At 47.5% G+C, this 14266-nt stretch carries 14 protein-coding genes and 1 other RNA gene; 3 read left to right on the top strand and 12 right to left on the bottom strand.

The window, feature by feature from the left end; genetic code table 11:
- Window positions 1-63: 63 nt before the first annotated feature.
- The 5 genes from pflA to ffs all read right to left on the bottom strand — a co-directional run bounded on the left by pflA (window position 64) and on the right by ffs (window position 4425).
- Complete coding sequence (gene pflA, locus SPD80_RS03875; RefSeq protein WP_320828558.1) at window positions 64-888, bottom strand: pyruvate formate-lyase-activating protein; 825 nt, start codon at window positions 886-888, stop codon at window positions 64-66.
- A 16-nt stretch (window positions 889-904) separates the two neighbouring features.
- Entirely contained in the window at window positions 905-1156 is a 252-nt protein-coding gene (gene grcA3 / locus SPD80_RS03870) for an autonomous glycyl radical cofactor GrcA3 (protein WP_028263661.1), read from the bottom strand.
- Window positions 1157-1237: 81 nt separating this feature from the next.
- Entirely contained in the window at window positions 1238-3376 is a 2139-nt protein-coding gene (gene pflB / locus SPD80_RS03865; RefSeq protein ID WP_320828557.1) for a formate C-acetyltransferase, read from the bottom strand.
- A 214-nt stretch (window positions 3377-3590) separates the two neighbouring features.
- Window positions 3591-4235: a DedA family protein gene (locus SPD80_RS03860; RefSeq protein WP_320605183.1), complete on the bottom strand. Its 645-nt coding sequence runs from the start codon at window positions 4233-4235 to the stop codon at window positions 3591-3593.
- 94 nt (window positions 4236-4329) lie between these two features.
- Window positions 4330-4425: signal recognition particle sRNA small type (ffs, locus tag SPD80_RS03855), an RNA gene on the bottom strand.
- A gap of 168 nt (window positions 4426-4593) precedes the next feature.
- Here ffs and ade point away from each other — a divergent pair.
- Window positions 4594-6420: an adenine deaminase gene (ade, locus tag SPD80_RS03850; RefSeq protein ID WP_320605181.1), complete on the top strand. Its 1827-nt coding sequence runs from the start codon at window positions 4594-4596 to the stop codon at window positions 6418-6420.
- 36 nt (window positions 6421-6456) lie between these two features.
- Window positions 6457-7125: a hypothetical protein gene (locus tag SPD80_RS03845; RefSeq protein ID WP_320828555.1), complete on the top strand. Its 669-nt coding sequence runs from the start codon at window positions 6457-6459 to the stop codon at window positions 7123-7125.
- An 8-nt stretch (window positions 7126-7133) separates the two neighbouring features.
- Here the strand turns inward: SPD80_RS03845 and pgi are convergent, their stop codons facing one another.
- Both pgi and SPD80_RS03835 read right to left on the bottom strand, forming a co-directional pair.
- Entirely contained in the window at window positions 7134-8855 is a 1722-nt protein-coding gene (gene pgi, locus SPD80_RS03840) for a glucose-6-phosphate isomerase (RefSeq protein WP_320605177.1), read from the bottom strand.
- A 32-nt stretch (window positions 8856-8887) separates the two neighbouring features.
- Window positions 8888-9445, bottom strand: a complete 558-nt coding sequence (locus SPD80_RS03835; protein ID WP_320828554.1) for a hypothetical protein — start codon at window positions 9443-9445, stop codon at window positions 8888-8890.
- A gap of 124 nt (window positions 9446-9569) precedes the next feature.
- Here SPD80_RS03835 and trxA point away from each other — a divergent pair, with 124 nt between their 5' ends.
- Complete coding sequence (trxA, locus tag SPD80_RS03830; RefSeq protein ID WP_320605173.1) at window positions 9570-9890, top strand: thioredoxin; 321 nt, start codon at window positions 9570-9572, stop codon at window positions 9888-9890.
- Between the two features lie 176 nt (window positions 9891-10066).
- Here trxA and SPD80_RS03825 read toward each other — a convergent pair whose 3' ends face one another.
- The 5 genes from SPD80_RS03825 to SPD80_RS03805 all read right to left on the bottom strand — a co-directional run bounded on the left by SPD80_RS03825 (window position 10067) and on the right by SPD80_RS03805 (window position 14026).
- Window positions 10067-10534 carry a metallophosphoesterase family protein gene (locus SPD80_RS03825; protein ID WP_320828553.1) on the bottom strand — a complete coding sequence of 156 codons (468 nt, stop codon included), beginning with the start codon at window positions 10532-10534 and terminating at the stop codon, window positions 10067-10069.
- A gap of 46 nt (window positions 10535-10580) precedes the next feature.
- Window positions 10581-11300 (bottom strand): LytTR family DNA-binding domain-containing protein, encoded by a 720-nt coding sequence (locus SPD80_RS03820; RefSeq protein WP_320828552.1) that lies wholly within the window; start codon window positions 11298-11300, stop codon window positions 10581-10583.
- Window positions 11301-11387: 87 nt separating this feature from the next.
- Window positions 11388-12695: a histidine kinase gene (locus tag SPD80_RS03815; protein ID WP_320828551.1), complete on the bottom strand. Its 1308-nt coding sequence runs from the start codon at window positions 12693-12695 to the stop codon at window positions 11388-11390.
- Entirely contained in the window at window positions 12695-13273 is a 579-nt protein-coding gene (locus tag SPD80_RS03810) for a QueT transporter family protein (protein WP_407061953.1), read from the bottom strand. Before SPD80_RS03810 ends, SPD80_RS03815 begins: the two co-directional genes overlap by 1 nt.
- Window positions 13274-13360: 87 nt before the next feature.
- Window positions 13361-14026, bottom strand: coding sequence for a hypothetical protein (locus tag SPD80_RS03805; protein ID WP_320828550.1), 666 nt, complete (start codon window positions 14024-14026; stop codon window positions 13361-13363).
- Window positions 14027-14266 lie beyond the last annotated feature (240 nt).

The following is a 14266-nucleotide window of genomic DNA, read 5'->3' as shown; positions in this document are numbered from 1 at the left end:
TTCTAGGCTCAGAAAAACGGTTTGCTAGCGTTTTATTATACCCATGCGGCAGTGATGACAGGTTTAGTCTTCCACTTGATGACTTGCTCTAGCTGCACGAACACGAGCACGTTCACGTAAAATCTTTTGTCTGATTTCTGGAACGCGCGCAGGGTCCATAGCAGGCACGCCCTCCAGCTTGTAGAGAAGCCCTAGTTGCTGGTATTTTGATTTGCCCATGGTGTGATAAGGCAAAACGTCCAAACCAATCACATTATCCCATTGACTTATGATGCGGCCTACTCCTGCAAGTTCTTCATCTGTATCGGTAATGCCTGATACCACCACATGACGGATAACTACTGGAATCTTGCGACGGGCAAGCTCATCTCCAAAAGCAAGGGGATCAGTCTGTGGTTGAGCACAAAGGTCTATATGGCCCGCAGGATCAGAATGTTTTATATCCAACAAAACCAAATCACAGTTATCTAACAAACGAGCAATCTGTTCATAGTGATGTGTATTGCGCGGATTAAAACTACTCCCAGAGCTATCAAGGCAAGTATGAATCTTGCCTGCGCGCGCTTTATGAGCTGCCTCAAATAAATCTGCTACAAAACGTGCCTGCATAAGCGGCTCTCCACCACTTACCGTAAGGCCGCCAGACTTATAAAACGGGCGGTTACGCTCAAAGGTTTTAAGAATATCGGCCACAGTAACTTGAGTACCTGCGCCAAATTCCCAGCTATCTGGGTTGTGACAATAGGCACAGCGCATGGGGCACCCTTGCATAAAAACCACCATGCGACAACCTGGGCCGTCTACTGTGCCAAACGATTCAACAGAATGGACCCGCCCACAACTTGTGAGCGGGTCTTTGTAGTGTTTGTTGTCTGGTAAATCAGACATAAATGCGTTAATGCTCCTACATGGCCTCATGGAATGTACGAGAAATTACATCATCCTGTTGCTTCTTAGTAAGGGAATTAAACTTTACCGCATAACCAGAAACACGGATAGTAAGTTGAGGATATTTCTCGGGATGTGCCTGAGCATCCAAGAGCGTATCCTTGGTAAAGACATTTACATTAAGGTGATGTCCACCCTCGGCAACATAACCATCAAGCATGGTAACCAGATTATCTACCTGGCTGGGTGCAATATCGCTGGTCTTCATAGCTGCTCCTTTCTAGAGCGGGTAAGCGCAGCGGTCTATATAACCTATACAAATAGCTGCGCACATATAAAGCTGGTTATACTAATCGCGATCGGACAAGCCTTCTGGTGCAGAAGCATCAGCAGCGCATGCGCAATTTACGGTGTTTTCAAAGCTCACATTGCTCAAATCAAGATCAGATGCATAGCCCAAATCAAGCTCGCTGCCACTAAACATGACGTCTTGATTCTTGCCAAGCGCATTAGGAACAATGCTAAAGGTATTAGAAATACCGTCTTGAGCATCTGCAAAAGGCAACTTAGCAACAGAGGCCAACGAGGCTACAGCGCCGTGAGTATCACGGCGATGCATGGGGTTGGCACCAGGTGCAAAAGGCTCACCTGCACGACGTCCATCAGGAGTGTTGCCGGTAGCACTACCATAGACAACGTTGGAAGTAATGGTAAGGATGGACGTGGTAGGCACGGCATCACGATACGTGGGGAACTCACGAATAATAGCCATGAACTTCTCGACAATATCATGAGCGATAAGATCTACGCGGTCATCATCATTGCCATACTTGGGGAAATCGCCCTCGGTTATAAAGTCTGTGACAAGACCAGTCTCATCACGGACAACCTTTACCTTGGCATATTTAATGGCAGACAGGGAGTCTGCAACAACAGACAAACCTGCAATGCCGGTAGCAAACCAACGGTGTACATGCTCATCATGCAAAGCCATTTGTATGCGCTCGTAGCTGTACTTATCGTGCATGTAGTGAATAACGTTCAAAGCGTTTACGTATACGCCTGCAAGCCAACGCATCATATCCGTATACTTGGCCATAACGTCATCATAGTCCAGATAGTCACCCTCAACGGGACGGAACTTAGGACCAATTTGCTCGCCAGACTTCTCGTCACGGCCACCATTAATGGCGTACAAAAGACATTTAGCTAGGTTGGCACGTGCGCCAAAGAACTGCATTTCTTTACCAATGCGCATAGAGCTTACGCAACATGCAATTGCGTAGTCATCACCATGATATACGCGCATAAGGTCATCATTTTCATACTGAATAGAGCTGGTGGCAATAGAAATCTTTGCACAATAGCGCTTGAAGCCCTCGGGCAAGCGTGTAGACCACAAAACCGTAAGGTTTGGCTCGGGGCTGGTGCCCATATTTTCTAATGTACGCAAATAGCGGAAACTGGTTTTGGTTACCATGGAACGACCGTCAATGCCCATGCCACCAATGGATTCAGTTACCCACTGAGGGTCACCAGAGAAAAGCTCGTTATACTCAGGGGTGCGTGCAAACTTAATCATGCGCAGCTTCATGACTAAGTGGTCAATAATCTCTTGCACGTCCTTCTCGGTAAGAAGACCAGCAGCCAAGTCACGCTCTGCATAAATGTCTAAGAAGTTGGAGTTACGACCAATGGACATAGCGGCGCCATTTTGCTCCTTAACAGAAGCAAGATAACCCATGTAGAGCCACTGAACTGCCTCTTGGAAGTTCTGAGCAGGACGGCTTAAATCAAGACCGTAAATAGCACCTAATTGCTTAAGCTCCTTAAGAGCACGTGCTTGCTCAGACAACTCCTCGCGATGACGAATGACGTTTTCTGTCATGGTGGAAGGAGTGCCGTTTTTCTGGGCAACCTTATCCTCAATCAGGCGGTCCACACCATAGAGGGCAACACGACGATAGTCACCAATAATGCGGCCACGACCGTAAGCATCGGGCAAGCCCGTAATGATATGGCTATGACGGCATGCACGCATCTCGGGCGTATAGGCATCAAAAACGCCAGCGTTGTGCGTTTTACGATAGTTGCTATATATGTCTATAACTTCAGGGTCTACGTGATAACCATTTTGTTCACACGCAGCAACAGCCATGCGAATACCGCCGTTGACCATAAGCGCACGCTTGAGGGGTTTATCGGTCTGCAAACCCACAATCTTCTCGAGCGGCTGATCAATATAGCCTGCCTCATGACTTGTAATGGTAGAAACTACCTTGGTGTCCATGTCGAGCACGCCGTTGTGCTGACGCTCCTGCTCAAAGAGGTCCATAACCTCATCCCAAAGCTTGGAAGTTGCCTCGGTAGGACCAGCAAGGAAGGACTCGTCACCGTCGTAGGGGGTGTAATTGAGCTGAATAAAGTTACGAACGTCAACCTCGCGCTCCCATTTACCACCCACAAAACCATGCCATGCGTCTTGCATACGCCACACACTCCTTATAAAGGATTAAGTTACTACCCCATAGGATACTCGAGTGTGATGCGCAAAATCGCATAAAAACACGATTCAATTTAAAATGTTAGTAATTTACTAGGAATTGACTAGTAAAACGTGGTCAACTTTTTTTATGTAGCCTTAAAACAGCTTTACACAACCTAATAAGCAAGCTTGCTAGACGATAAAATCCGCGTAGGCGCTATTCCTTTTTGCCCGTGCGCGCCTTAATTAAACCAACCACCGTTGGCACCAAAGAAACGGCAACGATGCCTACGATAAGAAGCTCAAAATGCTTTTGTACAAAGGGAATGCCACCAAAGAAGTAACCCAATAGAATAAACACGGTAGACCACGTAAGGCCACCCAAAATGTTGTAGATTACAAAATTGCGCCAGTGCATGCCACCCATACCTGCAATAAAAGGTACGAAGGTACGAATAAAGGGGAAGAAGCGCCCTAGAAAAATGGCAAGATGACCCCACTTTTCCAAAAACTCCTCGCTCTTTTGGATGCGTTCAGGCGTCATAGCCTTAACCTTGCCAGAATCAATAATCTTGCGACCAAAGAAGTGGCCAATCATAAAGTTGCATTGGTCTCCCACAATAGCTGCCACCCAAACCACCGCAAGCAAGATGCCAATGTTAAAACCACCACCAGCAGCAAAAAAGCCAGAAGCAAACAGTAAGGAATCACCAGGTAAGAAGGGGAAAAATACCACGCCTGTCTCTACAAAAATAATGGCAAAGACAAAACCGTAAGCAAAAAAAGGACCCGCAGCAATAGCACTTGCAATAGCCGCGCGAGGGTCACGAAGTAGCTCAACAAGGTAATTAAAAAACGACATATCAACCGTCCTTAAGGGCGTTAGCTATATAGCTTGGGTACCTCAATATAACAAATAAACCCTCCTGCCAACATGCGGTAGAAGGGCCTCAGTGCGCTCAGCGGGAACGGACGCCCGCCAGAGGCTCCTTATGGCTGCTGCCTCCCGGCCCTGACCAGGTTCGGAACATAGCGTCGCCCGAACCCGCTGAATGCACTAGTGATTTAGTATACGTGCAACCAACGTGATTGCCTAGTTTTTCTCCACTGCTTTTCTTAACACTCATAAAAATATTACGCATGCGTAAAATGTAGCCCCCAAACACACAACTCTGGAGGTACTCTAGCCTTATTACTAACGCTTAACAGAAAGGTTTGCCATGCGTAACGCTTTTTGTAAAAAGCCTCTTTGGGAAGTTAATGACCGCTTAGTGCGCGTAGCCCAAGGCAAAGAGCCTGCTGATACCGTAATTCGCCATGCAACCCTCGTAAGCGTTACAACACATGAACTTCTAGAAGATGCAGATATTGCAATTGCCAGCGGTCGCATTGCATACCTTGGTATTGCTGGCCATACTGCCAAGCATTGCATTGGCGAGAAAACCGTCGTCATAGACGCTTCCGGTCTGTATGCTACGCCTGGTCTTATCGATAGTCACATCCACATTGAGTCTGCCATGATTGGTCCCTCAGAGTATGCTCGTGCTGTTGTTCCGCATGGCACTACTGCCATTTTGGCTGACCCTCATGAAGTTGCCAATGTTCGTGGCTTGGAGGGCGTTACCTCTATGTGGGAAGACGCTGCACGTACCCCACTTAAGACCATGCTTACCACACCTTCTTGTGTGCCTGCTGTTTTGGGCGTAGAAGACACAGGCTCGAGCATTGATGCTGCTCAAGTAGAAAAAACTATGTCTTGGCCAGAAACCTATGGCTTGGGGGAAATGATGAACTTCCCCGGCATTCTTAATAACGAGCCTAATGCAACCAATGAAGTACGAGAAACCCTCAAGGCAGACCGCCGCGTAACGGGCCACTACTCTGTGGTAGAGTCTGACCGTGGTTTGGCTGCCTATATTGCTGCTGGCATAAGTTCTTGTCATGAGTCTATTGGCATTGATGATGTAGTAGCAAAACTGCGTATGGGTATGTGGGTGCAGCTGCGCTACGGCTCTGCTTGGCATAACCTTCCTGTTTACTTGCCGCCTCTGTTGGAAACGGGCATTGACCTGCGTCATTGTTTGCTGTGTTCAGATGATAATCATCCCAATACCTTAGTTTCTGACGGTCATATGGATCGCATTTTGCGCGAAGCCGTTCGCTTGGGCTGTCATCCTATAACCGCTCTACAAATGGCTACTATTAACTGCGCAGAATACTTGGGCATTGGCGAAGATATGGGTTCTATTACCCCTGGTAAGTGTGCAGACCTTGTTTTGATGCGCGACCTTACCAACTTTGAAGCGGTACAGGTATACATTGATGGTGTTCTTGTTGCCCAAAATGGTAAGCCTTGCTTTGAGGTTGAGCCTTTTGCCTGGCCTGATTACATGACCAACACCATGAATCTTGGTTGTGAGATTAGTGCGGATACTTTCCGCATTCCCGCTCCTGCCAACAAACGTGCAGATGCTTCTGCCACCTGCAAAGTACGCACCATTACCGTTGACCCAGGACAAACCATTACGCGCAATACCATATGTGAGGCACCTATAGTAGATGGCTCTCTTTGCGCAGACCATGCGTCTGATTTGCTTAAACTTTGTGTATTTGACCGCCATCACGGCGCAGAGGGCACTCATGCCTTTGGCTTTGTTCATGGCTTTGGCATCCACGGTGCACTTGCTCAGACGGTTGCTCATGATGCCCACAACCTGCTTGTTATGGGCGATAATGACGAAGATATGGCCTTAGCCGCGCGCACGCTTGTGGAGTGCGGCGGTGGCGAGGTTGCAGTTGCCGATGGCAAGGTTTTAGCCCTCGTTGAGTTACCCATATGCGGGCTTATGAGTACGCTTCCAGCAGAGCAGGTTGCCGCACAGGTGCAAAAGGTTGAGCAGGCTTGGGTGCAGATGGGCAATACCATGCCTTCCCCCTTTATGACCATGGGAGTTATGTCATTAGCCTGTGTTCCCGAATTACGCCTGACCAACCGCGGCTATGTTAACTGTGTTACGTTTACCATGGAAGACCTTATCGCCGAATAGCAACTAGAATACCTACCCCAAAGTAAACGAGGACGTATGGCGCAGTCACGCATTACCAGCACCACACAATTTGACGAGAAGCTCTTTGAGGAATACTTTGCGGGTAAAGACCGCCCGCTTAATCGCCGTGATGCGCTTATGTTTAGCATTGGCGACGGTCTGCTGTTTGGTATTTGGTTCTGGGCGGGCGTGCTCTTAAACTTTTCTTATAACGTAATAGGCTGGATATTTGGCGCCGTGCTTGGCCTGGCTTTAGTGGTAGGTATTGCCGAGGCGCTTACGGGCGCTACCATTTTTTGGCCGCGTGCGTTATGGCATAAAACATATGTGCGCTTTTTTGTGCGTCATGGCGTCGATTCCGATACTGCGCGTCCTTGGTCATGCGCCCTGCGCAGTTATGCAGGGCGCAACCATATAGAGATGCACTATATAACCAAGGACGGAGCTTTTGAAGTCTTAAACCAATCCTATAAGAAGTTTGACCGTATCTTAGTGACCGACCATCTTATTGTGCTTATCACTCACTTTGACCTTGGGAATCCCTTTGATTTTTGGCGCCGTGACAACTATGCACAGGCACTTGCTGATCGCGAAGCAACCGAAGATGCCATTTTCTTGCGCGGCTCTATTACAGGTATGGACGGCAAACCCATGAGTGATGAGGACTTTATTGCTTACGTTGGGCGCAAGATTGTACAGCGGTAGTTCCCACGTTACGCGCCGCACCCCTCCTTACGCTTAGTGCGATAAAACTCTATAAGAGCACGCGTGGACGCATCTTGCTGCGCAAGTGCTGCATCGTCATGGAATGCAGGGGTGATTTGTTTTGCAAGCTGCTTACCCAGCTCTACCCCCCATTGATCATACGAATCAAGACCCCAGATTGTGCCCTCAACAAAAGTAATATGCTCATAGAGGGCAACAAGCTCTCCAAGCGCATGCGGCGTAAGTGCCTCACCAAAGATGGAGGTAGTAGGCCTATCACCACTAAATACGCGGGCAGGAACCATCCACTCTGCCGTACCTTCAGCGCGGACCTCATCTGCTGTCTTGCCAAAAGCAAGCGCCTTAGTTTGTGCCAAGAAATTGCCTAAGAATAACTCATGAACATCTTGCTCGCCATCACGCGTTGGATGTACAGGGTTTACAAAGGCAATAAAATCACAAGGAATCTTGCGTGTTCCTTGATGGATTAACTGATAGAACGCATGTTGTCCATTTGTACCAGGCTCACCCCAAAAAACCTCGCCCGTATCAGAAGTAACCGGAGTGCCATCCCAACGAACGGACTTACCATTAGACTCCATGGTAAGTTGCTGCAAGTATGCTGGGAAGCGGTGGAGATACTGATCATAGGGCAATACCGCGTGAGAACTCATTCCAAAGAAGTTTACATACCACACGTTAAGCAAGCCCATCAAAGCAACCACGTTTTTCTCGAGCGGTGTGGTAGCAAAATAGGTGTCCATATCGGCAAAGCCAGCAAGAAGTTCTTGGAAGCGGTTGGGACCAAACGCCAAAATAAGTGCTAGGCCAACCGCAGAATCCACCGAGTAACGGCCTCCTACCCAGTTCCAAAAACCAAAGGCATTATCTGGGTTGATGCCAAACTCGCTAACCAACTCAAGATTGGTAGAAACAGCAACAAAGTGACGCTCGATAGCCGTGGCAGCTGCCTGAGGGGTGGCATCAATTGCACCAGTTGAACGCAGGGACTCCAACAACCATGCCTTGGCTCCGCGCGCATTAGTGAGCGTTTCGAGCGTGGTAAAGGTTTTGGAAACCACGATGACCAATGTAGTTTCTGGGTCAAGATCAGCGGTTTTCTCGGCAAGGTCAGTCGGGTCGATATTGGACACAAAACGGCAGGCAATCCCCGCATCTGCATAGGGCTTGAGTGCTTCATACATCATGAAGGGTCCAAGGTCAGAGCCACCAATGCCAATAGAAACTACGGTCTTAATACGTTTGCCAGTAACACCGCTCCACTCACCAGAGCGTACCTTATTGGCAAACGCGTACATGCGGTCCAGCACCTCGTGGACGTCGGCCACAACATCTTGGCCGTCTACCACAAGCGTACCAGCCTGCTGTGCAGGACGGCGCAACGCAGTATGGAGCACCGCACGATCCTCGGTAGTATTGATGTGTTTACCAGCAAACATATCATCGCGGCGCTCTTCTAAACCAACCTCGCGACCAAGCTGGCAAAGCAATGCAAGCGTTGTGGGAGTAAGTAGATTCTTAGACAAGTCAAAATGCAGGTCATGTACGGTAAAGCTTAGCTTTTCTGCACGTGTTGGGTCCTGAGCAAACCACGTTTTGAGCAGGTTAGGCTGGGTAAAATCCGTATCAAAATGTGCTTGCAGAGAAGCCCATGCGGCTGTTTGTGTTGCGTCGACGGGTTTTTTGATGGGTGCGGTGATGTTTGACATATGACTTACCTTTCATTCAAGGATTTGCTGCATTAAAAAGGCTCGCCCAAAGCAGGGAGCTGCTTAAGAGCATGCCACATTTTGAGTTTGGATGCCTTGTCTGATAGCGAGGCTTCAAATCCTCCCAGGTTAAGAACGCGCATACCCAGCAGCAAAGCTACCACTCCTCTATCCAACATAGCTTGTGTAATATCTGGTAAAGCCGCCAGTTCATCTGCATACGCTTCACGAAAAACCTGGGCTGCTGCCTCATCACATATAATAATGGTATCTGGGCCAAACGCACACAGAGCTTCTCGCAAGATTGCTGGATTAAGGGGAATACCGCCGACCGTGCAACTTGCAAGACCACCCCACGATTGAGGCGCATACCCCAACTGTTCAAGTGCGGCACGCAGCGCTACACCATCTGGTCCAGAAAAGAGCTGCGTTGCATCTGCAGCAGTGAGCTCACCTTTAAGCAGTACAACGGACGCTGCGGCGTTACCAGACATATACACGCCACGCTCTGCAAGAGCCTCAAACTCAGCACATGCCTTGGAAACATACGCTGCACGACGGGTTTCTCGGCTGTTTGACATAGGCGCCATCACATTCCAATCATAAATTGACTAAAACAAATTGTACCGCGCGTCATAATTTTGGCGAGCTGGGTACAAAAACCTCAGCTAAACATTTTACGGGTGGACTTGCCCGTATCGAATGGGAGGAACTATGGCTTCTGAGAAAGTAACCAGTGCTACTTTTGACACATTGGTAGCAAACAGCGATAAGCCCGTGCTCGTAGACTTTTGGGCAACTTGGTGCGGCCCCTGTCGTGCGTTGGGTCCCGTTGTTGAGGAAGTATCTGACGAGATGGCAGATACCATTAGGGTATGTAAGTGCAATGTAGATGATGAGGCAGATTTGGCCACTAAGTTCCACATTGTTTCTATTCCAACCTTGATTCTTTTTAAGAATGGTCAGCCTGTTCATACGATGGTAGGCAACATGCCTAAGGCTGCTCTTATTAAAGAAATTAACGAGAACCTCTAAGATTTTGAGGCATTTTTAGGTATGTACCTGCTGTGCAGCTTGAATTGACTATCTATCTGCCTTGCTGCTTGAGCACATATGACTCGGACATAAACGACCGCCTGTTTAAACGGACGGTCGTTTTTCTCTTACGCTTTTAAGCAGACATACTGCCTCTGCAGGCTGTAAGACACACGTTAATCAAGAAGAACAATATCAGCAGAGATAATCTTTCCTTCTGATACAACAATCTTTCCGCAGGTAGGACCCATCATAGTGCGAGGATAGGTAGGACTGCCAGGGTTCATGACTAACACGTTGGATTTTGTATGCTCTACAAAAGGCTTGTGGGTGTGGCCGCAAATTGCAATGTCACAGCTATCTACATCCAGCATCTCGCGATAATGACAAACTTGCCAGCGCAAGCCTCCCAATACAAAACGAGTAATCTTGCCTACATGAGGACCATAGAGATAACGCCCATCATTATTGCCAAGACAGGCATACAGCGGTGCTATCTTGCAGAGACTATCATAGTTGCTGGTAGAACAAATATCTCCTGCATGAACGATATAGTCATTAGTGGCAAGCTCTGCCAACAATGCATCAGATAACATGCCATGTGTGTCACTCACAACGCCAATGGAAATCTCATTTTTAGCCATGATATGCCTTTGTTATGGTACTAAAGCCACTACCGCTTATGTGCAGTTAAATGCCGAGCGTACGCTTGAGCTGAACAACACGGCGACGAGAAACAGAGATTTTCTTGTCAGTAATGCCACTCAACCCCAATTGTAAATTACCACTAGAAACGCCTGCTACGTCTTCGATGTACTCCAAGTTAACAATATAACCGCGGTGTACTCGGAAGAACCCGTGTGCAGACAGCTTGTTTTCCAATTGAGCTAATGAGGTAGTAGACAAATACCTATCGGTATCTGTGTAAATACAGGAATAGTCATCCTTTGCCTCAATGTAGCGAATGGTGTCTACAGGAACAAGAACTTTACGACCGGCCTTCTCGACAGGAATACGCTCGATAGCGGTATGCCCTTCCGTGGCGGGAGCCAAACGCTTTTGCACCTTGTTAAGAGCTTGCGTCAAACGCTCACTCTCTACTGGTTTCATAAGATAGTCCACGGCGTCTACATTAAAAGCATTAAGCGCGTACTCGCTATGAGCCGTAACAAACACTATGGCAGGAGGATTCTTGATTTTTTGCATAGCCTCTGCAAGCTGCATACCTGTGGTTTTTGGCATGGAGATGTCCATAAACAGGACGTCTACGCGGCCCTCCATGAGTTTCTCTACAGCTTGACGAGCATTAGAGGCTTCCACGATATAATCTACGCGACCGGTCTCCTTGAGGAGGTAACTAAGCTCAGAACGTGCTGGGGCTTCGTCATCAATGATCATCGCAGAAAGCATATACGTACTCCGTTCTAGCAATCTCAGTTAGGTAACAAACTCATACGTAACTGACACAACACCTAATAATAGCAAACTTCATACCGCTTAGAGTTTATTTGCCACTGCATTGGCAAGGCGGATAGAAATGCTCGTGCCTTCATCTGGGCGTGACATTATCTCTATACCCGAATCAGCACCAAAAATATGCTCGATACGTTCTTGAACATTACGCATGGCAATGCCTGTGCCTTTCTCGCTTGTAGAATCAGGACTGACGGGCTCCCCTGCCAAACGAGAGGCCGCCTCTTCGTCCATACCCAAGCCATCGTCCGTCACAGAAATCAGAATGTCATTTCCTTCAGTCGCAATGTGAATATCGATGTGCAGCGGTCCATCATCACGCATGGCATGACGCACTGCATTTTCTACGATAGGCTGGATGATAAATGCTGGTACTTGGATTTGTTCACAACCAGGCTCAATATATTCACGCTCTATGATGCGGTCTTCGCCAAAGCGAGCATGCTCAAAACTCAAATACCGGCGTGTTTGCTCCAATTCCTTCTCTATGGAAATGAGCGCCTCTGAGTTTTCCAAGGTTTGCCGATAAAACGTTGCAAACTCACGCAATAAGGTACGAGCACGCATGGGATTCGTTCTGGTGAGTGACGCCATAGTATTAAGCGTATTAAACAAGAAATGAGGATTGATTTGTGCCTGTAGGGCCTTGACCTCTGCTTTAGCAGTAAGCTCTGCCTGCCGCTCCAGTTCTTCGGCAGACAACTGGATAGAAAGCAGGTTTGATAAGCCTTTAACCAGCGCAAACTGTGTTCGATTTGCCTTGCGGGGATTATGATAATAAAACTTTACAACGCCTATGACCTTATCGCGCACTATAAGAGGGCCAATGATTCCCGCAGGAATAGTGTGGGTACCCGAAGCACCCGTAGTGGCAATTTGTCTAAATAGCGTAGTAACACCCGTTTGCAAAACCTCTTTTGTTGCCGACGTATGAATGGGTGTACCTAAAGGATACTCGGAAGCCATTTGTCCTTCATATCCTAAAACGGCCTCCGTATTTGTAATGGCTACAGCATCCGCATCTGCATATTTAAGCAAAATCTTACAGATAGCATTAGCGTTGCTGTACGTAAGTCCATTTTGCAGCACTTCGGATATATGATATGCCGCATGTAAAACCTGACGAGTAGTATTCGTTCTAATCTCTTGTGGATAAAAAATACCACCCAGTACCAAAATAAGAATTGAACTTATAGCTATAAGAACGATAAGTATTGACTCAAGATCCATATCCTCAACGAGTGCATAGGATAAAAACAAAATTGTGATACTACCTAAGATACTCGCAATTATAAAAAGTATTTGGTATCCATGCTCGTCAAGTCGACGCATTACGCTTCTTCCTTCATTTTTTGAATAAAAGAGGCTTTACTGAGCGCTGTAGCCAAAGGTAATCCTAAAACATAGAGCACCACGGCCTCACCAAGGCCAGTAGCAATAAAGCCAAACAAGTACATAAATGGATAGGTGCCCTCAAGAGAAATAGAAGTAAACGGAATGGTATAAAAACCTAGGCCGGCAAGAATTATTGGCAAATATGCCGAGACAATAAGAGCATTTGCTAGCACGGGACCAAGCAGCGCCAGCTTGGGGTTATCACGCAAACGCCAGGTAATCCAAGCGCCAAAAAGTGTGGCGCATGAACCAAAGACTACATCAAACAGACCCAGAGCGCCTGAGCCACTCAGCACAACATTGACCACATTTGCAATTACACAGCCAAGCGCTAAGCCAGGAACAGCATCTACAGTAAACAGCGCAAGTACCACAAGTGCTTCTGAAACTCTAAATTGCACGGGCCCCCAAGCAAGACCGCTCAAAAACAGTAACGTCATAATGCTGGCAGCTGCGTATGCCGCAGCAATCATGCCAATACGTGCAAGGCGTGTAGTCTTTTGTATACTCGACAAAGTGAACTCCTTTAGCAGACAACTCATCCAGTTTAACGCATTAGCCGTCATTTCCTAAAGCCTAAAGGAGGACGCCTTACCAAGGACTTACCTTGTCTGCATCTTTTTACGCTGTTTTTCAAATAAGGTGTGATAACTGCTTACAAACTTTTGTGCCATGCCTGTGTTATAGCCATCAGCAGCCACAACACCATGCTCATCTGAACATAAAAAGACTTGATCAAAGGCCATCTGCTTATGTGCAAGTTTTTCCACCACGTCTGGATCATACACCACAGGAATACCCAGTGTGCGGGCTAAATCTGCAACAAGCAGAGAAACGCCTGAGATAAACCTACCAGGCTCTACGCCAGCATAGAGCACCTCGTTTTTAACCACCCAAAGCGTCTCTGGTGCAACACAGGTCTTTTGCGCCTCCACATACGAAAGGCGAGCACGATCGATAAGCGCGCTCAGGCTGTTTGACTCCAAAGCTACATAGGGGCCTACCGACATAATTGCCTGGCCATCCTCATCAATAACAACCATAAGCGTGCCATCGGGGTATTCAGAAGAACCGCTGCACAATGTCCATTCCAAGTGCTGCTTTGCCCATGCAAGCAGTTTGCGCGACACGGGCTCATTGTGTATCTTGCGTTTACCTAAGGCACGAAGCAGGCGGTTCTCTAATGGAAGCGTTGATGCGCATAAGCGCCAGCGGCATACGATTGCTGGAGTTCCCAGCTCAAAAGCTTGATTTGCCGTTTGATCCATCTTTACTCCCGCCAAAAATAGATATACCTACGCTCTGTTGTTTGCATGACTCTGTTGTTTGCATGACAACTACGTTGCAAAATGCAATATCGATATTGTAGCCAGCATACGAATAAAAATGTCTAACAACGGTAAGCGGTTTCTTGCAACGACTTCCAACAAACAAAACCGAGCCAGAAACACATGTCTCTGACTCGGTTTGCTTGTGCCAAACGTTACACGCCTTGCAAGAAATTAGTC

Source organism: Atopobium sp. (genome assembly GCF_034113385.1).
In the GTDB taxonomy this organism is placed as follows: domain Bacteria; phylum Actinomycetota; class Coriobacteriia; order Coriobacteriales; family Atopobiaceae; genus Atopobium.
Note: the sequence above shows the minus strand (reverse complement) of the source record. Positions and strands in the feature narration are given on the sequence as shown.

Bases quoted from the DNA above. Each gene is read 5' to 3' on its own strand.
- pflA (WP_320828558.1), bottom strand. From the start codon at position 888: ATGTCTGATTTACCAGACAACAAACACTACAAAGACCCGCTCACAAGT.
- SPD80_RS03825 (WP_320828553.1), bottom strand. From the start codon at position 10,534: ATGGCTAAAAATGAGATTTCCATTGGCGTTGTGAGTGACACACATGGC.
- pgi (WP_320605177.1), bottom strand. From the start codon at position 8,855: ATGTCAAACATCACCGCACCCATCAAAAAACCCGTCGACGCAACACAA.
- SPD80_RS03860 (WP_320605183.1), bottom strand. From the start codon at position 4,235: ATGTCGTTTTTTAATTACCTTGTTGAGCTACTTCGTGACCCTCGCGCG.
- pflB (WP_320828557.1), bottom strand. From the start codon at position 3,376: ATGCAAGACGCATGGCATGGTTTTGTGGGTGGTAAATGGGAGCGCGAG.
- SPD80_RS03845 (WP_320828555.1), top strand. From the start codon at position 6,457: ATGGCGCAGTCACGCATTACCAGCACCACACAATTTGACGAGAAGCTC.
- trxA (WP_320605173.1), top strand. From the start codon at position 9,570: ATGGCTTCTGAGAAAGTAACCAGTGCTACTTTTGACACATTGGTAGCA.
- SPD80_RS03820 (WP_320828552.1), bottom strand. From the start codon at position 11,300: ATGCTTTCTGCGATGATCATTGATGACGAAGCCCCAGCACGTTCTGAG.
- ade (WP_320605181.1), top strand. From the start codon at position 4,594: ATGCGTAACGCTTTTTGTAAAAAGCCTCTTTGGGAAGTTAATGACCGC.
- grcA3 (WP_028263661.1), bottom strand. From the start codon at position 1,156: ATGAAGACCAGCGATATTGCACCCAGCCAGGTAGATAATCTGGTTACC.
- SPD80_RS03835 (WP_320828554.1), bottom strand. From the start codon at position 9,445: ATGGCGCCTATGTCAAACAGCCGAGAAACCCGTCGTGCAGCGTATGTT.
- SPD80_RS03805 (WP_320828550.1), bottom strand. From the start codon at position 14,026: ATGGATCAAACGGCAAATCAAGCTTTTGAGCTGGGAACTCCAGCAATC.
- SPD80_RS03815 (WP_320828551.1), bottom strand. From the start codon at position 12,695: ATGCGTCGACTTGACGAGCATGGATACCAAATACTTTTTATAATTGCG.